The 26,150-nt window shown below is 71.1% G+C and carries 25 protein-coding genes and 1 pseudogene; 13 read left to right on the plus strand and 13 right to left on the minus strand.

Translation table 11 applies throughout. The annotated features are described in order from the left end of the window. Window positions 1–177: 177 nt before the first annotated feature. Window positions 178–312, plus strand: a pseudogene (locus ACLF6P_RS01340) (HTH domain-containing protein); the annotation flags it as partial. Window positions 313–386: 74 nt separating this feature from the next. Here the strand turns inward: ACLF6P_RS01340 and ACLF6P_RS01345 are convergent. Both ACLF6P_RS01345 and ACLF6P_RS01350 read right to left on the minus strand, forming a co-directional pair. After that, complete coding sequence (locus ACLF6P_RS01345; RefSeq protein ID WP_415947410.1) at window positions 387–830, minus strand: PIN domain-containing protein; 444 nt, start codon at window positions 828–830, stop codon at window positions 387–389. After that, on the minus strand, window positions 827–1,087 hold the full coding sequence (locus ACLF6P_RS01350; RefSeq protein WP_415947411.1) for a ribbon-helix-helix domain-containing protein: 261 nt from the start codon (window positions 1,085–1,087) through the stop codon (window positions 827–829). The genes ACLF6P_RS01345 and ACLF6P_RS01350 overlap by 4 nt, the downstream gene beginning before the upstream one ends. Window positions 1,088–1,230: 143 nt before the next feature. Here ACLF6P_RS01350 and ACLF6P_RS01355 point away from each other — a divergent pair, with 143 nt between their 5' ends. Together ACLF6P_RS01355 and ACLF6P_RS01360 are read left to right on the plus strand one after the other, a co-directional pair. After that, window positions 1,231–2,079 carry a helix-turn-helix domain-containing protein gene (locus ACLF6P_RS01355; RefSeq protein ID WP_415947412.1) on the plus strand — a complete coding sequence of 283 codons (849 nt, stop codon included), beginning with the start codon at window positions 1,231–1,233 and terminating at the stop codon, window positions 2,077–2,079. Continuing rightward, window positions 2,039–2,320, plus strand: coding sequence for a DUF397 domain-containing protein (locus ACLF6P_RS01360; protein WP_415947413.1), 282 nt, complete (start codon window positions 2,039–2,041; stop codon window positions 2,318–2,320). Before ACLF6P_RS01355 ends, ACLF6P_RS01360 begins: the two co-directional genes overlap by 41 nt. 1 nt (window position 2,321) lies before the next feature. Here ACLF6P_RS01360 and ACLF6P_RS01365 read toward each other — a convergent pair whose 3' ends face one another. Continuing rightward, complete coding sequence (locus ACLF6P_RS01365; RefSeq protein WP_415947414.1) at window positions 2,322–3,170, minus strand: ABC transporter permease; 849 nt, start codon at window positions 3,168–3,170, stop codon at window positions 2,322–2,324. After that, window positions 3,167–4,222 (minus strand): ATP-binding cassette domain-containing protein, encoded by a 1,056-nt coding sequence (locus tag ACLF6P_RS01370; RefSeq protein ID WP_415947415.1) that lies wholly within the window; start codon window positions 4,220–4,222, stop codon window positions 3,167–3,169. Before ACLF6P_RS01370 ends, ACLF6P_RS01365 begins: the two co-directional genes overlap by 4 nt. A 381-nt stretch (window positions 4,223–4,603) precedes the next feature. Here ACLF6P_RS01370 and ACLF6P_RS01375 point away from each other — a divergent pair, with 381 nt between their 5' ends. Next, the gene (locus ACLF6P_RS01375; RefSeq protein WP_415947416.1) at window positions 4,604–5,137 is read left to right on the plus strand and encodes an SH3 domain-containing protein; all 534 of its coding nucleotides are present in this window, start codon (window positions 4,604–4,606) and stop codon (window positions 5,135–5,137) included. Window positions 5,138–5,222: 85 nt separating this feature from the next. Here ACLF6P_RS01375 and ACLF6P_RS01380 read toward each other — a convergent pair whose 3' ends face one another. Then, complete coding sequence (locus ACLF6P_RS01380) at window positions 5,223–5,684, minus strand: hypothetical protein (protein WP_415947417.1); 462 nt, start codon at window positions 5,682–5,684, stop codon at window positions 5,223–5,225. A 217-nt stretch (window positions 5,685–5,901) separates the two neighbouring features. On the opposite strand from ACLF6P_RS01380, the gene ACLF6P_RS01385 reads away from it, so the two are divergent. Beyond that, a complete protein-coding gene (locus ACLF6P_RS01385) occupies window positions 5,902–6,255 on the plus strand; it encodes a hypothetical protein (protein ID WP_415947418.1) in 354 nt (117 codons plus the stop codon). 169 nt (window positions 6,256–6,424) lie between these two features. Here the strand turns inward: ACLF6P_RS01385 and ACLF6P_RS01390 are convergent, their stop codons facing one another. Then, entirely contained in the window at window positions 6,425–8,413 is a 1,989-nt protein-coding gene (locus tag ACLF6P_RS01390; protein ID WP_415947419.1) for an FUSC family protein, read from the minus strand. Window positions 8,414–8,522: 109 nt separating this feature from the next. On the opposite strand from ACLF6P_RS01390, the gene ACLF6P_RS01395 reads away from it, so the two are divergent. Next, window positions 8,523–8,972 (plus strand): SRPBCC family protein, encoded by a 450-nt coding sequence (locus ACLF6P_RS01395; RefSeq protein ID WP_415947420.1) that lies wholly within the window; start codon window positions 8,523–8,525, stop codon window positions 8,970–8,972. A gap of 31 nt (window positions 8,973–9,003) precedes the next feature. Here the strand turns inward: ACLF6P_RS01395 and ACLF6P_RS01400 are convergent, their stop codons facing one another. Together ACLF6P_RS01400 and ACLF6P_RS01405 are read right to left on the minus strand one after the other, a co-directional pair. Further along, entirely contained in the window at window positions 9,004–9,477 is a 474-nt protein-coding gene (locus ACLF6P_RS01400) for a DUF7144 family membrane protein (RefSeq protein WP_415947421.1), read from the minus strand. Window positions 9,478–9,652: 175 nt separating this feature from the next. Further along, window positions 9,653–11,737, minus strand: coding sequence for a PhoX family protein (locus ACLF6P_RS01405; protein WP_415947422.1), 2,085 nt, complete (start codon window positions 11,735–11,737; stop codon window positions 9,653–9,655). A gap of 334 nt (window positions 11,738–12,071) precedes the next feature. On the opposite strand from ACLF6P_RS01405, the gene ACLF6P_RS01410 reads away from it, so the two are divergent. From ACLF6P_RS01410 to ACLF6P_RS01420, 3 genes are all read left to right on the plus strand, one after another. Further along, entirely contained in the window at window positions 12,072–13,460 is a 1,389-nt protein-coding gene (locus ACLF6P_RS01410) for a VWA domain-containing protein (protein WP_415947423.1), read from the plus strand. Between the two features lie 144 nt (window positions 13,461–13,604). Continuing rightward, window positions 13,605–15,320: a methionine--tRNA ligase gene (gene metG, locus ACLF6P_RS01415; RefSeq protein WP_415947424.1), complete on the plus strand. Its 1,716-nt coding sequence runs from the start codon at window positions 13,605–13,607 to the stop codon at window positions 15,318–15,320. A gap of 154 nt (window positions 15,321–15,474) precedes the next feature. Then, window positions 15,475–16,032, plus strand: a complete 558-nt coding sequence (locus ACLF6P_RS01420) for a hypothetical protein (RefSeq protein ID WP_415947425.1) — start codon at window positions 15,475–15,477, stop codon at window positions 16,030–16,032. Window positions 16,033–16,302: 270 nt separating this feature from the next. On the opposite strand, the gene aspS is transcribed toward ACLF6P_RS01420, so the two are convergent. Beyond that, window positions 16,303–18,066 carry an aspartate--tRNA ligase gene (gene aspS, locus ACLF6P_RS01425; protein ID WP_415947458.1) on the minus strand — a complete coding sequence of 588 codons (1,764 nt, stop codon included), beginning with the start codon at window positions 18,064–18,066 and terminating at the stop codon, window positions 16,303–16,305. A gap of 234 nt (window positions 18,067–18,300) precedes the next feature. On the opposite strand from aspS, the gene ACLF6P_RS01430 reads away from it, so the two are divergent. Next, window positions 18,301–20,601 (plus strand): SpoIIE family protein phosphatase, encoded by a 2,301-nt coding sequence (locus ACLF6P_RS01430; RefSeq protein WP_415947426.1) that lies wholly within the window; start codon window positions 18,301–18,303, stop codon window positions 20,599–20,601. A 132-nt stretch (window positions 20,602–20,733) separates the two neighbouring features. Here ACLF6P_RS01430 and ACLF6P_RS01435 read toward each other — a convergent pair whose 3' ends face one another. The 3 genes from ACLF6P_RS01435 to ACLF6P_RS01445 all read right to left on the minus strand — a co-directional run bounded on the left by ACLF6P_RS01435 (window position 20,734) and on the right by ACLF6P_RS01445 (window position 23,402). Further along, window positions 20,734–21,249 carry a carboxymuconolactone decarboxylase family protein gene (locus tag ACLF6P_RS01435; RefSeq protein ID WP_415947427.1) on the minus strand — a complete coding sequence of 172 codons (516 nt, stop codon included), beginning with the start codon at window positions 21,247–21,249 and terminating at the stop codon, window positions 20,734–20,736. Window positions 21,250–21,391: 142 nt separating this feature from the next. Further along, on the minus strand, window positions 21,392–22,279 hold the full coding sequence (gene sigJ / locus ACLF6P_RS01440) for an RNA polymerase sigma factor SigJ (RefSeq protein ID WP_415947428.1): 888 nt from the start codon (window positions 22,277–22,279) through the stop codon (window positions 21,392–21,394). A gap of 76 nt (window positions 22,280–22,355) precedes the next feature. Further along, on the minus strand, window positions 22,356–23,402 hold the full coding sequence (locus tag ACLF6P_RS01445) for an AI-2E family transporter (protein ID WP_415947459.1): 1,047 nt from the start codon (window positions 23,400–23,402) through the stop codon (window positions 22,356–22,358). 235 nt (window positions 23,403–23,637) lie between these two features. Here ACLF6P_RS01445 and ACLF6P_RS01450 point away from each other — a divergent pair, with 235 nt between their 5' ends. The 3 genes from ACLF6P_RS01450 to ACLF6P_RS01460 all read left to right on the plus strand — a co-directional run bounded on the left by ACLF6P_RS01450 (window position 23,638) and on the right by ACLF6P_RS01460 (window position 25,518). Beyond that, complete coding sequence (locus tag ACLF6P_RS01450; RefSeq protein WP_415947429.1) at window positions 23,638–24,648, plus strand: TerC family protein; 1,011 nt, start codon at window positions 23,638–23,640, stop codon at window positions 24,646–24,648. 20 nt (window positions 24,649–24,668) lie between these two features. Beyond that, window positions 24,669–24,902: a hypothetical protein gene (locus tag ACLF6P_RS01455; RefSeq protein ID WP_415947430.1), complete on the plus strand. Its 234-nt coding sequence runs from the start codon at window positions 24,669–24,671 to the stop codon at window positions 24,900–24,902. 196 nt (window positions 24,903–25,098) lie between these two features. Then, window positions 25,099–25,518, plus strand: a complete 420-nt coding sequence (locus tag ACLF6P_RS01460) for a VOC family protein (protein WP_415947460.1) — start codon at window positions 25,099–25,101, stop codon at window positions 25,516–25,518. Window positions 25,519–25,621: 103 nt separating this feature from the next. Here ACLF6P_RS01460 and ACLF6P_RS01465 read toward each other — a convergent pair whose 3' ends face one another. Continuing rightward, window positions 25,622–26,146, minus strand: a complete 525-nt coding sequence (locus ACLF6P_RS01465) for a hypothetical protein (RefSeq protein WP_415947431.1) — start codon at window positions 26,144–26,146, stop codon at window positions 25,622–25,624. Window positions 26,147–26,150: the final 4 nt, after the last annotated feature.

A 26,150-nucleotide genomic window follows, 5' to 3' on the forward strand; every position in this document is an offset into this window, starting at 1 on the left:
CTACGAACCGACCCTCAAGAACACCACGAACTACTTGACGTCAGTTAGGAACTCATCGGCTTCCGGATTTTCGGCGCGCTCAAGGTCGTCCGGTGCGAGGCCGCCACGGGCGCGGCGGGCAGGGCGGCGGTGCCGACGAAGGCGACGGCGGCGGCGAGATCAGAACCAGACCGTACGATCCACCCTTGTGCCGCCGCCGTACGGTCCCGCCTCGCCCGCGTGCACGCCCGCCTCTCCGCGGCCACGCTCGCCCGCGAGCTGGAGGTGTCGACGCGGACCGTGCTGCGGGACATCGACGCACCGCGTACGGCGTGTCCGACGCACCGCGTACGGCGTGCCCGGTGGCGGGTGGCGGATGGCACAGGCCCGCAGCTCCGCCGGACCCTTCACAGCGGAAGATCGTCGGGCAGTACCCGGAACGACTTGTGACGGCTGAGGGGCCGGACCGCCCGGAAGTCGCGGCGGTCCAGAGTGAGGATCGCGTCGGTGTCGTAGTCGGCTGCGAGCGCCATGTTCACCGCATCGGCGAGGTCCAGATCCAGGTCCCGGTAGCGGACGCGTACGGACTGAGCCGCGCCGAGGTGCTCCTCCGTGACCTCCGGCGCGATGATTCTGCCCCGACGCATCCAGCCACGGATGTCGTCGATCGCGCTGAGGGCTGCTTCCCTGCCCAGTTCACGGGTGGCGACATGGTCGAGCTCCGCGAGCAGCAGCGGAGACATCACGAGCAGCCCCGCGGCGAGGATCGCCTCGCCCGCCGCCTCGTGCTCGGGGTGCGTGGAGTCCAAGGCCGCCAGCAGACCCGAGGTATCCGCGATGACGATGATCACGCGGCGGTTCCGCCGTCCGTCTCCCGCTGCACGGCGTCGGCGACGGCGTCCCGTACCTCACTCTTCGCGAGTGTGCGTCCCGGTCCCTCGAACGTGCGCGAGAAGAGCGGCTCGTCCCACACCCGGTTCGCCATGGCGGCCAGATGGATGCCCTGGCGGATTATCTCGGCCTCACTGATCCCGCGGCGCTTGGCTGCTTCCTTGATGATCGCCAGGTCTTCCGGATCGGCGTAGACGTTCGTTCGCTTCATGGACATGTACCAAGAGTAGGCCATGTACCAGATTGATGTACGAGACGACGGGTTTGAGCAATCGCGACCCCGGACTGCAGCAGGGCGATTACGCTGGGCTACGGCTTGAGTTGACGTCGTGAACCGTTCGGCCCGGGGGTGACCGTTCCATGGTCCACATCAGCGACCTCGATCCCAGCGCATCGCCGCTGGACTACTACGGCTCCGAGCTGCGCCGCCTGCGGGAGGCCGCCGGTCTCAAGCAGGTCCAGCTCGGCGAGATCATCTTCTGCACAGCCTCCCTGGTCGGGCAGATCGAGACGGCGCGGAAGGTGCCGACGCGGGACTTCTCGGAGCGGCTGGACGCGGCGCTCGGCACGGACGGGTTCTTCACGCGGCTGGTGGGGCTGGTGCTGCGCAGCCAGTTGCCGACCTGGTTCCGCGCGTATGCGGAGATGGAGGCGAAGGCGAGCTTCATTTCCACGTATCAGGCCCAGGTGGTGTACGGCCTGTTGCAGACGGAGGAGTACGCGAGGGCGGTCCTCGGCGTTGACCATCCCGCCAACCTGAACGACTTGGTCGCCGCGCGGATGGAACGCCAGCGAGTCCTGGCCAGGGAGGCACCACCCGCAGTCTGGGTCGTATTGGACGAGGCGGTTCTCGTCCGGGAAGTCGGAAGTCCCGACACCATGCGGGGCCAACTGCGCCGCTTGTTGGAATGTCAGGACCAGCCGTGGGTGGAGATCCAGGTGCTCCCCTTCTCCGCAGGCCAACACAGCGGCACGCGGGGTTCGTTCAACCTCCTTCGCTTCGAGAAAGATCCCGATCTGTTCTACGCCGAGAGCTACGACTACGGTCACATGACCGCCAACCCACAGGTGATCAGGGAGCGTTCGGTCGGTTACGCTCGCCTCCAGAGCGCCGCCCTGTCAGTGACGGACTCAGCCGCGCTCATTGCTCGCGTACTGGAGGAGCGCTATGGGGACCACGCAGAATCTGGCAAGCGCACGGTGGCGTAAGTCGTCGTACAGCGGCTCCAGCGGCGGTGAGTGCATCGAATGCGCCCCCCTCGGTACCGCAACGTGGCGTAAGTCGTCATACAGCGGCTCCGGCGGTGGCGACTGCGTCGAGGTAGCCGACCTCACCCCCCACATCGCCTTGCGTGACAGCAAGCGCCCCCACGGCCCCGTGTTCACCGTCTCCCCCGAGGCGTTCGCGCGGTTCGTCCGTGCCGCCGCGGGCGGGGCGCTTCGGGGCTGAACTACTTCCTCGCGTAGAGCCGCATCGTGATCGGGCCGAAGACCGCGAGGAGCAGGCCTGCCCAGCCGAGGGACCAGGCGATCTCCGTCGCGGGCCAGTCGCCCGCCATCAGTCCGCGTACGGCGGAGGCGAGGTGGGTGATGGGGCTGTTGTTGACGAAGGCCTGGAGCCAGCCGGGCATCGTGACCGGGTCGACGAAGATGTTGCTGAGGAAGGTCAGCGGGAACAGCACCATCATGCTGACGCCCATCACCGACTTCTCGCTGCGCAGAAGCAGGCCGAACATCGTCCAGATCCAGGAGAACGCGAAGGAGAAGACGATCAGGAGGGCGATGCCGGCGAGCACACCGGTCGCCCCGCCGTCCGGGCGGAAGCCCATGATCAGGCCGACGCTCAGCATCACCAGGGACGCGATCGCGTAGCGCAGGGCGTCGCCCAGGAGGTAGCCGACCATCGGCGCCGGGCGCCAGATCGGCAGGGTGCGGAAGCGGTCGAAGACACCCTTCTCGATGTCCGTGTTGACCGCGACACCCGTGTACATCGTGATCATCACGACGCTCATCACCATGATGCCGGGCAGCAGTTGCTGGATGTACGCGCTCGGCGAGCCCGCGAGCGCTCCGCCGAAGAGGTACGTGTACATCACGACCATCATGATCGGGAACGCGGTCACGTCGAAGAGCTGCTCGGGCACATGCTTGATCTTCAGGACCGCGCGCCAGCCGAAGGCCAGGGAGGTCGACCACGGACCGGGCCGCGGCGGCCGCTCCGTGGCGATGAGCAGTTCGGCGAGGGATTCGGTGGAGACCGGGGCGAGTTCGGCCGCTTCGGTGGTGGTCGCGGTGCTCATGCTGCTGCCTCCTCGGCGAGCGCGGACGCGGAGTCTGAGTCGGCGGGGGTGCCGGCGGGCGCGCCGGGCTTGTGGTCGGTGAGGGCCAGGAAGACCTCGTCGAGGCTGGGCTGGCCGAGGGAGAAGTTGTCCACGGTGATGCCGGCGTGGGCGAGTTCGGCGAGCGCGCGCGAGGCCTGCTCGGCAGCCGCCTCCCCGTTGCCCGCCCCGCCCACGCGGGCGGTCAGCGCCACCGGGTCGGGCTCCAGGGTGACGGCCGCGTCAAGGGTCAGCTCCAGAAGCCGCTCGGCCTCGGGCCGCTGGTGCGGATCGCGCAACCGTACGTGCACGGCCCCCGCGCCCACCGAAGCCTTCAACTCGCCCTTCGTGCCCTCCGCGATCACCTTCCCCTTGTCGATCACGGCGATGCGGGCGGCCAGTTGGTCGGCCTCGTCCAGGTACTGCGTGGTCAGCAGCACCGTCGTGCCCTGGGCGACGACCGCGCGGACGATGTCCCAGACCTGGTTGCGGCTGCGCGGGTCGAGGCCCGTGGTCGGCTCGTCGAGGAAGAGCAGGTCGGGGGTGTTGAGGATGGACGCGGCGATGTCGATACGGCGGCGCATACCGCCCGAGTAGTTCTTGACCTGCCGCCCGGCCGCCTCGGTGAGGCCGAAGGCCTCCAGGAGCTGGGCGCTGCGTTCATACGAGGCCTTCTTGGAGTGGCCGAGGAGGCGGGCCAGGAGCACCAGGTTCTCGGTGCCGGTCAGGTCCTCGTCGACCGAGGCGTACTGGCCGGTCAGGCTGACCCTGCTGCGTACGGCATCCGCCTCCCGTACGACATCGTGGCCGAAGACGTGGGCCTCGCCGCCGTCCGGGCGCAGAAGGGTGGCGAGCATCTTGACGGCGGTGGTCTTGCCCGCGCCGTTCGGGCCGAGGACACCGTAGACGGTGCCGGCCGGGACGGCGAGGTCGATGCCGTCGACCGCGCGGTTCTCGCCGAAGGTCTTCACGAGCGCGGCGGTCTCGATCGCCAGGCCCGAGGAGGGCGGCGATGCGGGGGTCTGCTTGCTCATCTTCCGGTCCTTCCGGGGTTCGGTCGGGGAGCGGGCGAGGCCCGGTCCGATGAGATGCAGACCGGGGCGGGGGCTGGAACTCATCGCGTACGAGGTGATGAAAACGTAGCGCATACGTTCGGACGCGGACTGTGGTTTTCAGGGCGACGCGGGCCCGGGAAGCCCGTGACCAGGGGCTCCGGTGGAGAGACCTCGGGTGCGGGTGTTTCCTGGAGGAGGGGGTTCCGGAGGGGTTCTGGAGGGGTTCCGCAGAGGATTCCGGAGGGAGTTTCCGGAGGGAGTTTGCGCAGAGGGTTCCGGAAGGAGTTTGCGGAGCGGTTCGGGAGGGGTTCGGGAGGGGCTCCAGCGGGGGGTTTCCCGAGGGGGCGAAGGAGGGCGATCATGCGTACGTCCCCGGTTCTGCGAACTCTGGCCGCCTCGTGTGTCGCGGCCGCTGCCCTGACCGTCTCGGCTGCCGGGCCGTCCCAGGCCGCCTCGGTGCCCGCGACGACCTCCGCGGCCGGTGCGCCACCGGGTGCGGTGCCCCTCTGGGAGAACGGGCCGATCTGGGGTACGGCGGTGGCCGGCACACTCAATCTGCGGGCCGAGCCCCATACCTGGTCCGCCGTCGTGGGACAGCTGTCCTACGGGGAGCGTGAGCGGATCAAGTGTGCGGTCTACGGGGAGAACATCAACGGCAACGCGTCGTGGTTCTGGCTGACGGAGTCCCGGGGCTGGGCGAGCGGGGCGTATCTGTCGACGAGCCGGGGTGTTCCCGACTGCGGGGACTGGCGGCCTTCGGGTGGGGGTCACCACCGCGATGACCACCGGCACGGGCATGACAACCCGTGCCGGGTGAATGACGAGTGCGACGCGTGCCGGGACGGCGGGTGGTGGTGGTCCGCCGGGGTGTGGTGGGCGTTCGGTCACGACTGAAGGATCGCCGTCCGGCGGGGTGCCGCCGTGCCCACCCGGGGTGCCGCTGCGCCCACCTGGGGGAGGGCGCAGCGGCACCTGCTGCTCAGCTCGCCGGGGACGCGGTCCCGGAGCCGGGGTGGGTCGTCCCGGAACCGGGGTGGGTCCGGTGGCCCTCGCCGTCCTCCGTCGTGTAGAAGCGGTAGAAGACTGCTGCGCCGAGGACCGTCGCGACGCTGACCGACATGATGATGCTGCGCAGTACGGAGGCGTCGGTGAGGCTGTAGAGCCAGCCGAAGGCGATGCCCACGAAGGAGGCCCAGGCGATGGCTCGCAGTTCGCGCTTGAGGCGCGGGGCCAGCTTCAGCAGGCCCAGGTAGACCACGGCGAAGGCGATCGTGGAGATGATGCCGAGCCAGACGTCACCGGCGGTGATCGGGCCGCCGGAACGGTGGTTCGCCGCGGCCCAGTAGCCGTAGACGAGGGCGAGGACCGGGGTGAGCAGCGCGGCCCTGCCGCCGAAAGCGCTGGTTCTGAACCCGGTGGGCCGGGGTGCCGCATGTGCCATGAGCTCGTCCTCTCTGGGAGCCCCTCTTCCAGAGCACCACCGGGTACCGGGCTCTGGCAACTCCTGACAGAACCTGACAGAACCTGGCAGCCCCCGGCCCCGCCACCCGCCCGTACCGCCTCCGCTGGCGCCCCGCGCCCCCGTCGCCGAGCGTGGAAGGCGTGCACAGGACCCGGGGTGTGGTCGCGCCTCGGTGAGTCTGCGGAAGGAAATGCACATGCTCCAGATCGCAGGGATCTGGCTGCCCGTCGCCGCGGTGCTGTGCGCGGTCGCGGGCATCGCGCTCGCGCTGCGCCGACGCCGCGCCGTGATCGCCACGGCGCTCGGAGTGGCGCTGGCCTCGGCGCTGCTCGGCGTGGGGCTGTGGGTATCGCGCCGCCTGAGCCTCTCGGACCTCCCGCCGGACGTCTCCAGGGGCGCGGCGGGCGCGGTCTTCGACGCGCTGACGTCGAGCCTGCGCACGGCGGTGTGGATCATTGTGGCGGTGGGTCTCATGGTGGCCCTGACGGTCTACCTGACCCGCCGCGTCCCGCTGCCCCGCCGCCTGCCGTCGGTCCGGCGCCGGACATGACCGGCTGGGTGCGGTGGCGCCGGACATGACCGGCTGGGTGCGGTGGCGTCGTAAGTGACCGGCTGGATGCGGTGCCGTCGTAAGTGACCGGCTGGATGCGGTGGCGCACGTGGCGTCGTATGTGACCGCCGGACGCGGGCGTTCTGTGCGATCGCCCGCCGGACACCCCCTACGTTTCCTTCCTCGTCGCCGTCGGCGAGGCGATGGCGCGGGCCGACTGGATCTCGCGGCGGAGCGGGGACAGGACGCTGGTGTCGTCGCCCTCCGGGAGGGGGACGCAGACCGACTCCAGGGTGTCGGTGTCGCGCAGGCCCTCGGCCAGTTCCTCCAGGTGGCGGCAGAGTTCCGCGGATTCGGCGGGCTCGGGGCGCGGGGCGCCGTGGCGGATCCGGACGCGGGCCGCCGTCGTCGCGTCGACGACGCGTTCCACGGCGACGACCAGCGGCCACCACGCGGCGGCCCGGGGCCCGGTGGGCGGCGGTTCCGTCAGGGCGCGCTGGAATTCGGAGCGTACGGTCGACAGGTCGCGGAAGAGCCGGCGCCGCATCCGCGCGCGGGCCGCGGGGTCGGGGACGCCCGGCGTGGCCGGGTCGAGGAAGGCCGTCTCGACATAGCGGGCAGTGTCGGCGACGGCGTCCGCGAGGCGGTCGCCGACGCGGGTGGACCAGCTCTCGGGCCACAGCAGATAGCCCACGGCCAGGGCGATCCCGCAGCCGATGAGGCTGTCGTAGAGGCGGGGCAGGACGAGGGCGAAGCCCTGCTGGTTGAGGGTGTCGGAGAGCAGCAGGATCACCGGGGTGATCGCGGCGGTCTGGTAGCCGTAGCCGCGCGGGGTCAGCGCCGGGATGAGGGGCGCGAGGACGAACAGGACCGGGACGTCCCACCAGCCGCGCGGTACCTCGGCGAGGACCGCGGCGGCGATGATGAGCCCGGCCGCGGTACCGACGGCGCGCAGCACGGCGCGCGAGAAGACCGAGCCGAAGTCGGGCTTCATGACGAAGGTGACGGTGAGCGCCACCCAGTACGAGCGCTCCACCTCGACCAGCGAGACCAGCGCCTGCGCGATGCCGATGCAGAGCGCGAGGCGCAGCCCGTAGCGCCAGGAGTCGCCGGAGATCAGCATGCTGCGCGCGGCGCGGCGGACGCGCTGGGTGAGGGCGGCCGGGGTGCCGAGGCGGTCGTCGACGTTGTCCGGATCGTCGCCGGCGAGCACCTCACCGGCGTGCTGCACGGCGTGTTCGACGGCGCGGCCCGCGGTGGATTCGGCGGGCGGCAGCCCGAGTTCCACCCGCTGCGGATCGCCGCGCTGCACGCCGTCCGCGAGGCGGCGCACGGCGGCGGGCACCTCGGGCGGCAGCGGACTGCCGCTCAGGTGGGCGGCGGGGGCGGCCTCCAGGATCAGGGTCAGCGCGTTGAGCTGGGTGACCAGGCGTACGAGGTCCCGGCTGCGGCCGTGGTCGAGGGCGCGGCGGGCGAGCACCAGGTCGTAGCTCTGGTTCAGCGCCTGTGTGACGTCCTGGCGGGCCTTCCCGTACGCGGCCTGATCGCCGCCCGCCGCCTCCAGCAGCGCGGCGACCCTGCGGTACGCCCCGGCCACCTCGGTCCGCTCGGCCCGCCCCTGCCGCAGCGGCCAGGCGAGCAGCGCGAGAAGGAGGACGAGCAGCCCGCCGCCGGTCATCAGGACCGGCGCGAGCCACCAGGCGCCGGGCATCGGCAGGCCGGCGCCGATGGTCGCGTTCAGGAGCAGCAGCAGCCCGGACACGGAGGCGACCGCGCCGATCGTCGAGATCATCCCGGAGACCAGTGCGACCAGGGTGAGCACGCCGACGGCCACCCAGCCGTGCCCGTACACGAGCGAGCCCAGCATGATGCCCACCGCGCCGAAGGACTGCGGGACGGCGATGTTGATGACCCGCATCCGGTAGGCGGCGGCGGTGTCGCCGATGACGCCGGACAGGGCGCCCATGGAGGCGATCGCCCCGTACGCGGCATGGCCGGTGGCGAGGCCGGCCGCCAGCGGCACCGACATCGCGAGCGCGGCGCGCAGCATGGCCGGCCACGGGATCGGCGCGGGGTTCGGCTTCAGCGTGCCCAGGGTCCTGACCAGCCACTCGGGCGGCGTGAAGGCCGGGGCGGCGGATCGGGGCGGGCGGGGCATGGGGCCATTATGGGCGCCGCGCGTGGCCTCCTGTCGCCTCCTGGCGCCTCTGGTGGCCCGGTGGGCCAGGTGGGATCATTGCCGTAGGAAATCCGGCAAAGGGGGCATCATGTCCGCCATCAAGGAAAGCGTCGAGATCGACTGCCGCCCCGAAGAGGCCTTCTCGTACACCTGCGACCCGTCCCACCTGACGGAGTGGCAGGAGAGCGCGGTGGCCGCGCACGTGATCGGCGAGCAGCCGCTGGGCGTCGGCTCGAAGATCGAGGTGACCCGGCGCATGGGCCGCGAGTTCACCACGACCCTGGAGGTCACCGAGTTCGACCCGCCGCGCAGCTGGCACTACCACGGCATCGAAGGCCCCGTCCGGCCCGACATCCACGGCACGGTCGAACCGCTCGACGGCGGCAGCCGCTGCCGCCTGACCATCGACATCGACTACGAGGGACACGGCCTGGGCAAGGCGCTCATCCCGCTGGCCGTCCGCCCGCGCGCCCGCAAGGAGTTCCCGAGGGACGAGCAGATGCTCAAGAGCCTGCTGGAGCGTGACGACAGGCCCTAGGAGCGCCCGGGAAGCCGCGAGGGCGCGGGGCCTACCCGTCCGTCGCCAGCGCCCAGATCACGAACACCCCGAGCGCGACGGCGATCACGGACCAGACGGGTGCGTACGGCAGGAAGAGGAAGTACTCGACGACGTACAGCGCCGCGAGGCCGATGCCCGCACCCCGCGCCCAGTCCTGGCCCTTCAGGATCCCGAAGCCGACGACCGCGACGACGATGCCGAGCAGGAGGTGGATCCAGCCCCAGGTGGTGAGATCGAAGGAGAAGACGTAGTCGCCGATGCGGGTGTAGACGTCGTCCTCGGCGATGGCCGCGATGCCCTGCAGCGCGCCGATGATGCCGCCGACGCCCATCAGGACCCCGGCGAACAGCGTGCCGCCCTCCGCCCAGGCCCCTCCGCCGTCGCCGGATCCCGTGGGCGGATGCGCGGGACCGCCGGAGGCGGCCGCCCAGCCGGGGTGGGTGTCGCCGGAGCGAGGGGCGCTCGGGTCGGTCGGCTGGGTCATGACGGTCTCCTCGCACGGGCGGGCTCACGCCGCATTTCGGACATCTGTCCTGCCAGGATCACCCCGCGCGGCCCACGTCGCACCCGTAGTCGCACCCGTATACGGGCGAACGGGCCGCCGCGCCCCCTGCCCGCGGCGGCCCCCCAGGCCCTCAGAGCGTGTCGCAAACCCGCTCTCAGACGCCGATGTCGCGGCCGTCCTCGCGCCACACCGCCACCACCGACGGGCGGACGTACGTGCCCGGACCGTCCGGCCAGGACGACAGCGGGTTCTCGACGCTCGCGCCGTCCAACTCGCCCGGGTGCTGCACCGCGACCAGGACGCGGCGGTCCTGGATGATCGGGCCGCAGGTCTCCGCGCCCTTCGGCACCGTCAGAAACTGCTTGAGCTCACCGCGCCGCTTGCCGCGCGTCGCGACGCCGAAGAGGCCGTCGTGGGAGCCGAGCCTGTTGCCGTCGGTGGAGATCCACAGGTTGCCGTGGGCATCGAAGGCCACGTTGTCCGGGCAGGAGATCGGCGAGACCCGGTCCTTCGGGAAGCCCGCGAAGTACGTCGCCGGGTCCTCCGGATCACCGGCGACCAGGAAGAGCGACCAGGCGAACTTCGTCTGCCGCGGGTCGTTCCAGCGCTCGGTCAGCTCCAGGATCTGGCCGTGCTTGTTGAGGTTGCGCGGGTTGGCCTCGTCCGCGCCCGGGTAGCCGTCCTTGCCGCGGTTCTTGTTGTTGGTGAGCGCGATGTAGACCTTGCCGGTGCGCGGCGAGGGCTGCACGTCCTCGGGGCGGTCCATCTTCGTCGCGCCGACCTTGTCGCCCGCGAGCCGCGTGAACACGAAGACTTCCTCGGCGCTCATGCCCTCGACATGCGAGACGGCGCCGTCCGCGGTGGCGGTCGCCAGCGGGATCCACTCGCCGCTGCCGTCGAACTCGCCGTCGCTCGGCAGCTTCCCGGTGCCGTCGATCTCGAACGCGGGCGAGTCGCCGGTGAGCTTCGCGACGTAGAGCGTGCCCTCGTCGAGCAGCGTCATGTTGTACGCGCGGTCCGCGCGGCCCTTGCCGTGCCGCATCCGCTTCGAGGAGACGAACTTGTAGAAGTAGTCGAAGCGCTCGTCGTCACCGCTGTAGACCACCGGGCGGCCGTCGCGCGTGAGCCGCACGGTCGCGCCCTCGTGCTTGAAACGGCCGATCGCCGTGTGCTTCACGGGTGTCGAGTCCGGGTCGTACGGGTCGAGCTCGACGACGTAGCCGAAGCGGTGTGCCTCGTTGGGCTCCTGCGCCAGGTCGAAGCGCTTGTCGAAACGCTCCCACTTGCGCCCGGACGGTCCGGAGCGGAGGCCGTAGCGCTGGTCGGTGTCGCTGGAGGCGTTGGCGAAGTACTGGTTGAAGTTCTCCTCGCCGTGCAGCGTCGTGCCCCAGGGCGTCTCGCCGCCCGCGCAGTTGTTGAGCGTGCCGAGCACCTTGGTGCCGGTCGGGTCGGCGGAGGTCTTCAGGAGGTCGCTGCCCGCCGCCGGGCCCTGCACGCGGAACTCGGTGGTCGCGGTGATCCGGCGGTTCAGGTGATGGCGCGGTACGTAGGTCAGCTTGCCGGACCTGCGCTCCGCCTCGACCACGACGACCCCGAGGCCGTGCGCCGCCCAGGCGATCTCGGCCTGCTCACGGGTCGGGTTCTCGGAGTCGTAGTCACGGAACATCAGCTCTTCGTCGGTGTACTCGTGGTTCGCGACGAGGATCTGGCGGCCGTGACCGTACGGGAGCAGGGCGAGGAAGTCGTTGTTGTAGCCGAACTGGCCGGCCTGCGCCTCAGCGCTCTGGTGCTCCGGATCGAAGTCCGGGGCGCCGCGCAGGATCGGGTCGCCCCACTTGACGACCACGTTCTGGGCGTAGCCCTCGGGGACGGTGACCTGGTCGGCGGTGTTCGGGGCGACCGGCGCGAAGCGCAGGCCGCGCGCCGCTCGGTCGTGTCCGTGACCCCGGCCGTGGCCGTGCCCGTGGCCTCGGCCGTGCGCGGCCGGGGCGGCCGCGGCCTGCGGGGCCGAGCCGACGACCGCGGCGCCCGCGGCGCCCGCGACGGTGACGGCCGCGGCGGCGCGCATCATCGAACGCCTCGACAGGGCGCCGGCTATGACATCGCCGACGTACTCGTTCCCGCTGGTGTTGGGCACCTCGTGGAAGCAGGCATCACCGCAGCGGAAACGGCAGGTCATCGCCGACCGTCCACCCGGGTGCGAGCCGTCCTTCATGATGAGCGGCAGCAGTTTGCGCACGTTTCCCCTCCGCGCCGGACTCGGCATCGGCATCGGCCTCACTGGACGCCGACGTGGTGTCGGCATCCCTGACAGCCGCGACGCTAAGGGGGGTTGCGGGCAGGGCGGCGGCGGGGACGTGAACGGTCAGTGAACCGCGTTCGTCCTGCCGGGAGTTGCGGGCACCTGCGAACGGGTGAAGCTGGGGGCGATGCGTGCGAGTGAGGCTCGGGCGGGGTCCCCCGCCCCTCCCCAAGATCGCCTGGAGCGGCCGCTAACCTTACGTGTCCGCCCTGGCCAGGGGTGAAGGATGACCCGGACATCCGGGGTGAACTCACGTTGAAGGGTTGCGCACATGGGCATTCTGGACCGCCTGCGGAACGTGTTCGGCCGGGGCAGGGTGCCTGCGGCGGCCACGGAGGAATCGTCTGCCCCGTCCGCCACGGAACCGACGATCCCGTCCCCTTCCAGGGAACGGGCTCCGGAGCCCGCGCCGGAACCTGCTGCTGAACCTGCTGCTGAACCTGCCACTGAACCTGGTGCTGAGGCCACCACGGAGTCCGCGTCCTCGGCCTCGGTCCCCGCGCCCGCACAGGAGCCGAAGCCGTCGACCCACGACGACCTGGTCTCGGCCGCCTTCGACAACCCGTCCCTGGGCTCCGTCCCGTCCCCGGCGACCCCGGTCGACCCGGCACCCGCCGCCGAGCCGACCGCCGCGAGCGAGCCCACGGCCAGTGTCGGCACCGTCGACGCCTCCGCCGAAACGGAGGCCGACTCAAGCCCCGCCACCACCGCTGAAGTGGAGGCGGAGGCGGGAGCGAAGGACGACGCGGAGGACGAGGCGGACGCCACCTCCGACCGCTGTGGGCAGGCGTCCCGCGAGGCGACGGATTCCGCGGAGACGGACGCGGAGGTGCACGCAGACACGGCACCCGCACCCGTACAGGAGCCCGCCCTCGCAGAGGAACCCGCCCCCGCCGCCGAGGTGGCCCCCGCCGCCGAGGCGGCCCCCGAGCCCACCTCCGAGGCGGCCCCCGAGCCCGCCGCCGAGGTGCCCGCGGCCGCCGGGAAGCCGGCCAGCACCCTGGCCAGGGTGAAGGGCAAGGCGCCCGGCCTGGCCACCGCCTACAAGGCCGCCGGAGCCGTGCTCAGGAAGCAGGGGCTCACGGGGGCCAGGGCCACCGTGTACCTGGTGCTCGACCGGTCGGGCTCCATGCGCCCGTACTACAAGGACGGCTCCGCCCAGAACCTCGCCGACCAGACCCTCGCCCTCGCCGCCCACGTCCACACCGGCGAGACCCCCACCGGCCCCGCCGTCGACGTCGTGTTCTTCTCGACGGAGCTCGACGGCACCGGCACCCTCACCCTCGAAGAGCACGAGGGCAGGGTCGACGCGCTGCACGCGGGCCTGGGCCGCATGGGCCGTACCAACTACGACCGCGCCATCGCCGAGGTCATCGCCCTGCACGAGAAGTCCGACGACCCCGACCGCCCCGCCCTGGTGATCTTCCAGACGGACGGCGCCCCCGAGTCGAAGACCGCCACCACGCAGGCCCTGAAGGCCGCCGCCGAGCACAACATCTTCTGGCAGTTCGTCGCCTTCGGCGAGACGGAGGCGAAGGCCTTCGACTACCTGCGCAGGCTCGACCTCGACAACACCGGCTTCTTCCACGCGGGCCCGGCCCCGAACGAGCTCACGGACACCGAACTCTTCAAGGGCCTCCTCGCCACCTGGCGCCCCTGAAAGCACAGCGCCCCGAGGGGCCGTCTCACCGGTAAAACCCCGGGGAGGCGGCCCCTTCCCGTCGGCTACGATTTGTGGATTCCAGGCGGCGAGCAGCCATCCAGACGCTCGTCACCGCACGTAGCGACCCGGGAGCAGCCCGCAATGGCTCGACACCTCATCACCAGCGCCCTTCCGTACATCAACGGGATCAAGCACCTGGGCAACATGGTGGGGTCCATGCTCCCGGCGGACGTCTACGCCCGCTATATGCGCCAGCGCGGCCACGACGTCCTCTACATCTGCGCCACCGACGAGCACGGCACCCCCGCCGAGCTGGCCGCCAAGGAGCAGGGTGTCCCGGTCGCCGAGTTCTGCGCGAGCGCGCACGACGCCCAGAAGGCGGTCTACGACGGCTTCGAGCTGTCCTTCGACCACTTCGGCCGCAGTTCCTCGCCGCAGAACGCGGAGCTCACACAGCACTTCGCGCGCAAGCTCCACGAGAACGGCTTCATCGAGGAGCGGGCGATCCGCCAGGTCTACTCGCCCGCCGACGGCCGGTTCCTGCCGGACCGTTACGTCGAGGGCACCTGTCCGCACTGCGGCTACGACAAGGCCCGCGGCGACCAGTGCGAGAACTGCACCCGCGTCCTGGACCCGACGGACCTGATCGAGCCGCGCAGCGCCATCTCCGGCTCCACGGACCTGGAGGTCCGCGAGACCAAGCACCTCTTCCTGCTCCAGTCGAAGCTGCAGCACGAGGTGGAGCAGTGGGTCGCGGCGCACGAGGACCAGTGGCCGCACCTGTCCACGTCGATCGCCCGCAAGTGGCTGAGCGAGGGCCTGCACGACCGCGCCATCACCCGTGACCTGGACTGGGGCGTGCCCGTCCCGGCCGACACCTGGCCGGAGCTCGCCGCCGAGGGCAAGGTCTTCTACGTCTGGTTCGACGCCCCGATCGAGTACATCGGCGCGACGAAGGAGTGGGCCGAGCAGGACGGCGGCGGCGCCCGCGACTGGAAGTCCTGGTGGTACGGGGCCGAGGACGTCCACTACACCCAGTTCATGGGCAAGGACAACGTCCCCTTCCACTCGGTGATGTTCCCGGCGACCGAGCTGGGCACCCGCGAGCCGTGGACGATGGTGCACCAGCTCAAGGGCTTCAACTGGCTGAACTACTACGGGGGCAAGTTCTCCACCTCGCAGAAGCGCGGCGTCTTCACCGGCCAGGCCCTGGAGATCCTCCCGGCCGACTACTGGCGCTACTTCATGATCGCCAACGCCCCCGAGTCGGACGACTCCTCCTTCACCTGGGAGCACTTCGCGGCCACCGTCAACAAGGACCTCGCCGACACCCTCGGCAACTTCGTCAACCGCGTCCTGTCCTTCTCGCGCAAGCGCTTCGGCGACGACGTGCCCGAGGGCGGCGCGCCGGGCGAGGCCGAGGCGAAGCTGGGCGAGGAGATCGCCTCGCTGCTCGCCGAGTACGAGACCCAGATGGAGGCCCTCCAGTTCCGCAAGGCCGCGGCGGCGCTGCGCGCGCTGTGGTCGGCGGGCAACTCCTACCTGGAGGAGAAGGCCCCCTGGCTGGAGATCAAGACCAACCCCGAGGGCGCGGCCCTCACCCTGCGTACGGCCATGAACCTGATCCACCTCTACTCGGTGGTCTCGGAGCCGTTCATCCCGTCCTCCGCGGCGGCAATGCGCTCGGCGTTCGCGCTGCCCGGGGACACGGCGAAGTGGATCACCGCGGACGAGGCCCGCGCCCTGGACAAGCTGCCCGCGGGCACGGCGTTCACGGTCCCGCCGGTCCTCTTCGCGAAGATCCAGGACGAGGACCTGGCGGCGTACACGGAGCGCTTCGGCGGGGATCCGGAGTAACTCCCCGCGCACGTACGGCGATGGCCCTGGAACCGCACGGTTCCAGGGCCATCGCCGTACGCAGGACCATCCCTCGCGGCCGAACGCATGTGCGCTGCTAGAGTCCCGACCTCTGCTCGTACTCGCATGTCGGTGCGTCATACAAGGGGGGACCTTGAGCGCGCAGTTGTATCCGGCGGCCCGGGAACTTGCCAAAGTTCTCTGGCCGCACCACACGCTCTACCGCGAACGCGACGGCGGGATGGTCATCCGCGGGGACTCCGTCCAGCGGTGGATCAGCCTCGGTGTCGCGGGTACCCGCGGAGACGTCCGCATCCGCGCGGGCCTGATCCTCGACGGCGGCACAACAGCCCCCGCCCGCACGGAAACGGTCCTGCCGCTGGCCTCCGGCACACCGGAACTGGCAGCAGCCTGCCGCCGCCTCCTCGCCGACCTCACGTCGGCGGCGGAGCCACCTACGCCCGACGTCCCGGACGACTCCCGGTCGCGACGGTCCCGGAAGCCCGGGAAGCCCGGGAAGCCCTGGAAGTCCGGGAAGCCTGGAAAGCCTGGGAAGTCCGGCAGATCCAGGACGGCTCAGAAGCCCCCGCGGCCCCCGAAGCCGCGACGGTCCAGGGGCCGCCGGGCCATGGTGTGGGCACTCGGCGTGACGGCGGTCAGCGCGGTCACCGTGTACGCGCTGTTCGCATACACGGCCGCGACGGGGGGCTAGCCTCCCGCCCGTCCGGGGCTCCGGAACGAGCTCGGTCCAGCAATCCAGCCTGTCCGGGGCTCCGGAACGAGCTCGGTCCAGCAATCCAGCCCGTCCGGCGCTTGAGGACGAGCGCGTTCAGCGCGATCGGGGGCAAGGGGCGCAGCCCCAGAAGGGGGTCCAGGGGCGAAGCCCCGGGTGGCCCGCCCACCCGTGGGTGCCACCGCACAACCGCGCCCACCCCGGTGGGGGGGTGCCCCGGACGACCAGGGCACCCCCACCTCGTACCCCCTACTTCTCCACCGGCTTGCGCAGCGAGATGTTGAGTTCCCGCAGGCGGGACTCCTCCAGCTCCGTGGGCGCGCCCATCATCAGGTCCTGCGCGTTCTGGTTGAGCGGGAACGCGATCGTCTCGCGGATGTTCGGCTCGTCCGCGAGCAGCATGACCATGCGGTCGACGCCCGGCGCGATCCCGCCGTGCGGGGGCGCGCCGAAACGGAACGCCCGCAGCATGCCGGCGAACTCGGCCTCCACGGTCTCCCGCTCGTACCCGGCGATCTCGAAGGCCTTGAGCATGACCTCGGGCTCGTGGTTGCGGATCGCGCCCGAGGACAGCTCGATGCCGTTGCAGACGATGTCGTACTGCCAGGCCAGGATGTCCAGCGGGTCCTTCTCCTCCAGGTCGGCCATGCCGCCCTGGGGCATCGAGAAGGGGTTGTGCGAGAAGTCGATCTTCCCGGTGTCCTCGTCCTTCTCGTACATCGGGAAGTCCACGATCCAGCAGAACCGGAAGACGTTCTCCTCGAAGTGCCCGGCCCGCTTCGCGGCCTCGACCCGCACCGCGCCCATGATCTTGGAGACCTCGTCGAACTCTCCGGCGCCGAAGAACACGGCATGCCCGGCGACGAGACCGAGGCGCTCGGTGAGGACCTTGTTGTTCTCCTCGGTGAGGAACTTGGCGATCGGGCCCTGGAACGAGCCGTCCTCGCCGACCCGGATCCAGGCGAGCCCCTTGGCGCCCTGCTCGACCGCGTAGTCGCCGAGCGAGTCGAAGAACTTGCGGGTCTGCCCGGCGGTGTCCGGCACGGGCAGCGCCCGCACGTGCTTGCCGGCGAAGGCCTTGAAGTCGGAGCCCTCGAAGACGTCGGTGATGTCGACGAGCTCCAGCTTGGCCCGCAGGTCCGGCTTGTCGTTGCCGTACTTGAGCATCGACTCGCGGAACGGGATCCGCGGGAACGGCGAGGTGACCTCGCGGCCGCCGCCGAACTCGGTGAAGATCTCCGTCATCAGCTGCTCGATCGGCTGGAAGACGTCCTCCTGCTCGACGAAGCTCATCTCGACGTCGAGCTGGTAGAACTCGCCCGGCGAACGGTCCGCGCGAGCGTCCTCGTCACGGAAGCAGGGCGCGATCTGGAAGTAGCGGTCGAAGCCCGAGATCATGAGCAGCTGCTTGAACTGCTGCGGGGCCTGCGGCAGCGCGTAGAACTTGCCGGGGTTCAGGCGCGAGGGCACGACGAAGTCGCGGGCGCCCTCGGGCGAGGTGGCCGTCAGGATCGGCGTGGCCATCTCGTTGAAGCCGAGCGCGACCATCTTCTCGCGGATCGAGGCGATGACGGCGGAGCGCAGCATGATGTTGCGGTGCATGCGCTCACGGCGCAGGTCCAGGAAGCGGTACTCCAGGCGGCGCTCCTCGCCGACCCCGTCGTCCGCGTTCACCTGGAACGGCAGGTGCTGGGAGGCGCCGAGCACCTCGACCTCGGCGACCTCGACCTCGATCTCGCCGGTGGGCAGCTCCGGGTTCACGTTCTCGGCGCCGCGGGAGACGACCTTGCCGTCGATGCGTACGACCGATTCCTTGGTCTGCTTGTCGAGGGTCTCGTAGACGGCCGTGCCGGGGCGGGCGACGAGCTGCGTGATGCCGTAGTGGTCGCGCAGGTCGATGAAGAGGATGCCGCCGAGATCGCGCCGGTTGTGCAGCCAGCCGCTGAGCCGGACGTCCTGGCCGACGTCGGTGGAACGGAGCTGTCCGCAGGAATGGGACCGATAGCGGTGCATGTTCTTCATCCAGTTCTTCGCGGGCGCGGGGCCTCATGGGTCCGGCCGCGGGACTTGTTCGCGTGGTTCGTCGCGAGACAGGCGGGAATCAACGCGCCCAAGGTTACCCGCCGCGCGGAACCACCCCGGTGGAGTCGCGGGGTCCACTCCGGTGGGGTGCGGGACCACTCCGGTGGAGTGCGGGAAGGGATCCGCCGTGGGCACTATCCGCCCGTACCCGCTTAAAGTGGGGCAATGCGAACGGACCCGAACGACGAGCCGGCCATCGGCCTGCCCCCGGTCGGGGACGTGCTGCGTGCCGTCGCCACGGGAATGTGGTGGTGGGAGAGCAGCACCGGGGCCGCGGCGGTGGACGCCGAGGCGGCCCGCCTGATCGGCCTGGACACCAGGGAGGCGCCCGCCGGGGGAGAGGCCGGTACGGGAGAGGCCGGTACGGGAGAGGCCGGTACGGGAGAAGCCGGTACGGGAGAAGCCGGTACGGAGGAAGCCCGGACGGAGGAAGCCCGGGCCGGGGGTGTCATCGCCGTGACCGAGGCCGCCGTCCGCTCCTGCTTCCACCCGGTGGACTGGAGCGAGATCAACGGCGTCGTCAACCTGGCCATCCTCGAAGGCACCCTGGCCGAGGCCCGGCTGCGCGTCATGGACGAGAACCACCAGATCGTCCGTACCGTCCGCTGCCGTACGAAGCCGCTGATCCACGGCGACCGCATCGAGCTGATCGGCACCGTCCAGGAGGTCACCGACCCGCACCCGGCCGCCTCCGCCCGCGCCCCCGTCACCGGCGACTGGCGCCGCTCGCGCGAGGCCTTCCTGCTCGACGCGGGCCGCGCGCTGGCCGAGGCGCGCTCCACCGCCGAGGTGCTGCGCGTGGCCGGCGCCCTGTCCATGCCGGGCTTCGAGCCGAACGGCCTCGCGGTCTTCGGCATCGAGGGCGACCACCTCACCGTCATCGGCCACCACGGCCAGCGCCCGCACGACGAGGCACCCTTCCGCAGCCTGCGGCTCGACAGCCCCTACCCGGCCTCCGAAGTGATCCGCACCGGCCGGGCGGTCTACCTCTCCTCCCCCGACGAATACCGCGCGCGCTACCCCACCATCTGGCCGGTGGCGCAGCGCTTCGGCCGCCAGTCCTGGGCCTTCCTCCCGCTGACCGTCGCGGGCCGCACGATGGGCGCGTGGATGGCGGGCTTCGCGCACCCCGTCGCGTTCACCCCGGACGAGCGCTCCGTCCTGACGACCGTGGCCCGGATGCTCGCCCAGGCCCTGTCGCGCGCGAGCACCGCCGAGACCGAACGGGCCCTCGCCGAGGGCCTGCAGCGCACCATGCTGCCGACCCTCGGCCCCGAGATACCGGGCCTGTCCATCGCCGCCCGCTACATCCCGACCGGCGGCGGTCTGCAGGTCGGCGGCGACTGGTACGACATGATCCCGCTGCCCGGCGGCACCCCCTCGGGCAGCGGCCGGATCGCGCTCGTCATCGGCGACGTCCAGGGCCACGACGTACGCGCGGCGGCCCTGATGGGCCAGCTGCGGATCGCCCTGCGCGCCTACGCCGCCGAGGGGCACCGCCCCGACGCGGTGCTCTCCCGCGCCTCCCGCTTCCTCTACGGCATGACCGAGTCGATCACGTACGGCTCCACCGGTCACACCACGGCCGACGCCGTCGACGACCCGCGCTTCGCCACCTGCCTGTACGTGGAGGCCGACCCTGCGACCGGACAGCTGGAGATCGCCCGCGCGGGCCACCCCGACCCGGTGGTGCGCACCAGCGACGGCATGGCCATGATCCGGCCCACCGCAGGCGGACTGCCGCTCGGCATCAACCCGGACGCCGACTATCCGACGACGTCGATCACCCTCGAACCCGGCGAGATGCTGATGCTGTGCACCGACGGCCTCATCGAGACCGGGGGCCACGACCTGCACACCGGGTTCACCCGGCTCCAGCCCATCCTGGAGGAGCACCGCGGCGAGGACCTCGAACAGCTGGCGGACGCGCTGGTCCAAGGCGTGCACGGGCCGTCCTCGCACCACTCCACGGGCCCCCTCGCCGACCGCCGCGAGGACGACATCGCCCTCGTCCTGCTCGCCCGCCCCGCCCCGGAGGGCGCCGCGGGCGTCCTGCAGCACGAGCCCGTACGCCGCATCCTGCTCTCCGTCGACCAGGCCGAGCCGCAGCGCATCGCCGACGCCCGGCAGCAGCTGCGCCACCTCCTGGACGACTGGACGAACTCCGACCAGATCGACTCGGCGGTCCTGATGGTCTCCGAGATGGTCACCAACGTCCTCGTGCACACCGACGGCGATGCCCTGCTCGTCGCCGAGGCCCGCGGCGAGCCCGGCCGCCGCCGCCTGCGCGTCGAGGTCGCCGACTCCAGCGACGACCTCCCCCACAAGCGCAGCCCGGGCGAGATGGCCTCGTCGGGCCGCGGCCTGATCCTGATGGAACTCCTCGCGGACGCCTGGGGGGTGGACCCGCGCGGCCAGGGCAAGTCGATCTGGTTCGAACTGCACGAGGGGTCTTCCGGCCGCTGAGCACCGCCCGGCGTCCCCGCGGTGTTTCACGCCTCGGCGGTGGACCACACCTCGGTGAGCCCCGGCTCGGCGGTGGACCACGCCCGGCGGTCCGGTTCGCCGAGCAGGGGGCACAGCGGCGCACAAGAGGCCCTACGCGTCGCTCGCCGCGCGCCACTGCTCCGTCGGCGCGACCCCGGGCACCGGCTTGCCGATCAGCGCCAGCGGGATGAAGAAGTTGACCTGCCCGATCAGCATCGCGAGCGTGGCCAGCTCCTTGGCGTCGTAGTGCTCGGCCGCGCGGGCATACAGCTCGTCGGGGACGCGCTCCCCGTGCGGGCTCGGCAGCAGCACGGCCTCCACGAGTTCCAGCGCCACCCGCTCGGCTTCGCTGAAGCAGGGCGCGTCCCGCCAGGAGGCCACGGCCGTGATCTTCTCCTCCGACACCTTCGCGCGACGCAGGTTCCCGGTGTGCAGCACCGTCAGATACGTATTGCCGACGATCTGCCCGGCCCGCAGGTGGACCAGGCCGACCGTGCTCCTCGGGACGGTCCCGGTGCCGAGGATCCTGAACAGGGCGGCGCTGACGTCGCCGAGTTCGGGCACCAGCTGCTGCGGGTCGGAGAACCGGGAGGTGAGGTCCGCGGAGTTGTTCGCGATCATGTTCATGTGGATGTCCCTTCGGGAATGGGGGGGGCCTTCGCCCCGCCCTGCTTTCCGGTTCACCGCTCTGACGACGGGGACGAGCCGAAGGTGACCGCCCCGGGGGACTTATTTCGGACCCCGGGGCGGGCCACTCGGCAGACCCGGCTCAGCCCTCGCTCGGGGCGAGGTTGAGCCGGGCCAGGCGTTCGGGGTCGGAGAGGATGTCGATCGCGCCGATCCTGCCGTCCGCGATGGTGAAGCTCATGACGGAGATCGGTTCCCTGTCGATGGTGTTGACGAGCCCCGCGAGGCCGTTGACCAGCGCGGGATGCGCGGTGGCGGCCGTGGCCATCCGCCGGAACGTGGCGGCCTGACCGGACACGGCCTCGGCACCGCGCAGGACCCGCAGGGCACCGTCGGGGCCGCCGGTGTCCGCGCGCAGCACGACGTCGGGATCGAGGAGGGACACCAGCTCCGCGAAGTCGCCGCCGCGGGCGGCGGCGAGGAAGGCGTCCACCACGCGCCGCTGGCCGGCCGGATCCGGATCCGGCGGCGGGGTCGCGCCCCGGACGCGCTGGCGCGCGCGGCTGGCGAGCTTCTTCGCCGTGGCGGGCGTACGGTCGACGATCGGCGCGATCTGCTCGAACGGCAGCCCGAACATGTCATGCAGGACGAACGCGAGGCGCTCCGCCGGGCTCAGGGACTCCAGCACCACGAGAAGCGCGAGCCCCACCGAATCGGCCAGCAACGCCTGCTGCTCGGGGTCGGCCCCGTCCTCGTTGCTGACCACCGGGTCGGGCAGCCGCGCGTCCAGCGACTCCTCGCCCCGGCGCTTGCGCGCACGGAGCATGTCCAGGCAGACCCGGCCGACCACGGTGGTCAACCAGCCGCCGAGATTGTCGATCCGGTGTTCGTCGGACCGGGACAGCCGCAGCCACGCCTCCTGGACCGCGTCGTCCGCCTCGCTCAGCGAACCCAGCATGCGGTAGGCGACCGCCTTCAGGTGATGACGGTGCTCCTCGAACCGGACGGACAGAAGATCGGGGGAACTCAAGGCCACGGGTCCTTCCCATCGACGGTGTCGTCCCACTGACGTTCTCAACACCGTGAAGGTGACAGGGCACCGCCCGTCAGGCCTCGGCGCTCCTCCCCCTCGCGTACTGCGTCCGCAGCTCCGAATAGATCCCGAACGCGGCCGCCGTCAGCGGCACCGCGAGCAGCATCCCGAGGATCCCCGCCACCGAGGCACCCGCCGTGATCGCGAGCATCACCACCGCCGGATGCATCTGCACGGTCCGGCTCTGGATCATCGGCTGCAGCACATGCCCTTCGAGCACCTGCACGGCGAGCACCACGCCGAGCGCCCACAGGGCGATCACCCACCCCCGGTCGGCCAGCGCGACCAGCACGGCCACCGCACCCGAGATGAACGCCCCGAGATACGGGATGTACGCCCCCACGAACACCAGCGCCCCGAGCCCGACCGCCCCCGGCACCTGCAGGATCAGCAGCCCCACGGTGATACAGACCGCGTCGATCAGCGCGATGACCGTCGTCCCCCGCATGAAGCCCTCGATGGCCTCGAAGGCCCGCCGTGCCATCACCTCGGCCGCCTCCCCCCGCCCGCGCGGCACGAAGGAGTGCAGGGCGCGCACGGCCCGCTGCGAATCCCGCAGGAAGAAGAAGACGAGCAGCAGCGCGAGCACCGCCATCGCGATCATCTGACCGACGACGCTCACCCCGCTGATCACCCCGGACGCGGCGGTACCGCCGAACTTGCTCAGCAGGTCCTTCGAGTTCGCCGCGAGATCGTCGAGCGAGGTCCCGGCCGCCCCGAGGTGCTCGGCGAGCGACTGCGCCGCGTCCCTGAGCGAGGCGACGATCTGGTCCCCGGTCTCGATCAGCGCACTGACGACGATGTACACCGCCCCGCCGACCACGACCACCACGGCCGCACAGGTCAGCCCCGCGGCCAGGGACCTGTGCACCCGCATCCTGAGCAGCCGCCGGTACAGCGGCCCGAGCAGCGCGGTCCCCAGCAGGGCGAGCAGTACGGGGGTGACGGCGGTCTTGAGGAGCGCGCACAGCCAGATCCCGACGGCCAGCACCGCGGAGACCAACAGAACCAGCACACACCAGGCACCGAGCCGCCGGGCACCCTCGGGCAACAGAGTCAGCACGAACCCACCCGACCACCGCCGCCGGGGGCCCGCACCGCGGGCGGTGCCGCGCGGGTGATGGCGCGCGGGTGACGGCGCGCGAGTGACGGCGCGCGAGTGACGGCGCGCGGGCGGTGACGCGCGGGGCCCCGGACGGCGTTCCGCAGCGGCGCCCCGGGGCACGACAGTTCCCGCGGTATCCCGCAGACTCGAAGAAAGCCGTGCCGTCGATCGGGTCTGCGGGGTCGGGGCTGTGTATGACGTGCCGTTGTGGTTGTGGCTGGTGTTCGCCGCCACCGTGCTCGTGTCGCTGGCGGTCGATCTGCTGGCGCACCGCGAGGCGCACGTCATCGGGTTCCGGGAGGCCGCCGCCTGGAGCGGGGTCTGGGTGGGCCTCGCCATCGCCTTCGGCGCGCTGGTCTTCCTGGTGGTCGGGGCGAAGGCCGGGGTGGAGTACACGACGGCGTGGCTGCTCGAGAAGAGTCTGTCGGTCGACAACCTCTTCGTCTTCGCCCTGATCTTCGGCTATTTCCGGGTGCCGCGCGCCTACCAGCACCGGGTGCTCTTCCTGGGCGTGCTCGGCGCCCTGGTCCTCCGGGGCGTCTTCCTCACGGCGGGGGTCGCGGTGGTCAGCCGTTTCACCGCCGTGCTGTTCGTCTTCGCGGTGATCCTCTTCTACAGCACGTACAAGCTCCTGAAGGAGGAGGACGACAGCTTCGACCCGGGCCGGAGCCTCGCCGTGAAGCTGCTGCGCAGGATCGTCCCCGTACAGGACGACTACGCCGGGGCCCACTTCTTCGCGAAGGAGGCGGGGCGGCGTGTGGCCACTCCGCTGCTGGCCGTCGTCGCCGCGATCGAGGCCGCCGACCTCGTCTTCGCCGTCGACAGCGTGCCCGCCGTCCTCGCCGTCAGCAGCGATGCCTTCATCGTCTACACCAGCAACGCCTTCGCCATCCTCGGCCTGCGCGCGCTGTACTTCATGCTCGCCGGGCTGCTCGACCGCTTCCACTACCTGGGCAAGGGTCTTGCGCTGATCCTCGCCTTCATCGGCGTCAAGCTCATCCTGCAGGCGTCGCACGAGACGGTCAGCACCGCCGTGCCCGAGATCCCGTCCCCGGTCAGCCTCGCGGTCATCGTGTCGGTGCTTGCCGTGTCCGTCGCGCTCAGCGCGCTCCGCCCTCCGCCCGAGGGCGCCGCAAGCCCCGCCGCCGAGGCCCGGCCGCCCTCGTCTCCGTCGCCGCCGGAACCTCCCAAAACTACCTAAAGCGGTAGTAAAATATGCGCATGGAACCGCGGCCGAAACGGACCACACCTCCCCCCGACTACTTCTGCGGCGCGTGCGGGAAGCCGGTGGAGGCGGTGGTGGAACGGCACAAGACGATGGGGGTCTACGTGCCCCACTGGATCGCCGGCCCCTGCCACAACCCGAAGTGCGAGGAGTACGTGCCGGAGCAGGTGCCGATCACCTCGGTCCGCAGCTCCACCTGGGAGAAGCTGACCGACTGGTCACACCACTGACCGCTCCTGACACCACCCCCTGCCCGGGCGGGAGCGAGCCGACCCCGCGCTTGACCTCAACCAAGCTTGAGCTTCTACGTTCCTTCCAGAGCCGCCGGAGCCGACCGGCGGCGCCTCAGGGAGGTTCGAAGTGACCGAGCACGCACCCCACGCCGAGATCCCCGACCGCTACCGCTACGCCGTGATCCCGCACATCATGGTCGACGACGCCGCCGCGGCGATCGACTTCTACCAGCGGGCCTTCGGCGCCCGCGAGCAATTCAGGATCGACGCTCCGGACGGCGGGATTCTGCACGCCGAGATCACCATCGGACGCTCGGCCCTGATGCTGGGCGACGTCAGCCTGGACGAGGCGGAGGCCGCCGCCTTCGCCGCACCGGCCTCACTCGGCGGAGGCACGACCGTCACGCTGCACGTCTTCGTGCCGGACGTCGACAGCCTGGCCCAGCGCGCGGAGGCCGCCGGCGCCGAGATCATCCAACCGCCGAAGGACATGTTCCACGGCGACCGCACCGTCATCCTCAAGGACCCTTCCGGTCACCTCTGGGTATTCCTCACCCACGTGGAAGACGTCCCCGAGGACGAACTACGGCGCCGCCTGGCCGCCGCCGGGTGACCGGGCGGGCCCTGCGCGCGCGGCGCTCCGGACCGGGTGCCGGTTACCACAGGGCAGAAACGCCACGGTTCGGTCAGCGCGGACGCCAGCGACAGCCCCGGGGCTACGGCAGTGCCGTGCTGACCGCCTCGACGAGCATCATCCACATCGGCTGACCGCCCGCGCCGAAGGCCGCGGACAGCGCGTATCCGACCGCCGCGTCCAACGGCTCGATCCCGACGCCCTCCTGCCACTGCGCCGTCACCCGCCGGTCGCCGTCCGAGACGAAGTCCCCGAGGTGCTTCCCGTCCCGCGTCAGCCTGCTGCTCGGGACGGAGTCGGGCACCAGCCGGTAGGTCGTGCCCGCGTACGTGACGTCGACCCGGTAGGAACGCCGGCTGAACCTCCCTTTGGCCGGGGCGATCGTCGCTTCGTCACCGTCCACCGTGAGGGTGAGATGCCCGGGGTCGCGGGTGCCGATGGCGATCTGCTCGTCGACCTCGGCCTCCGGGGCCCGGGTGAGCGTGATGCGCGGGATCTTCTCGCCGCTCACCACGAGTGTCTCGGCGTGCTCGCCTTCGAGGGCGACGGTTATTTCCCCGTGGTGGTCGTCCTCGGCCACGGCGGGCGGAGGGGCGGTGTCCGTCATCTGG

This window comes from Streptomyces lothianensis (genome assembly GCF_047779955.1).
In the GTDB taxonomy this organism is placed as follows: domain Bacteria; phylum Actinomycetota; class Actinomycetes; order Streptomycetales; family Streptomycetaceae; genus Streptomyces.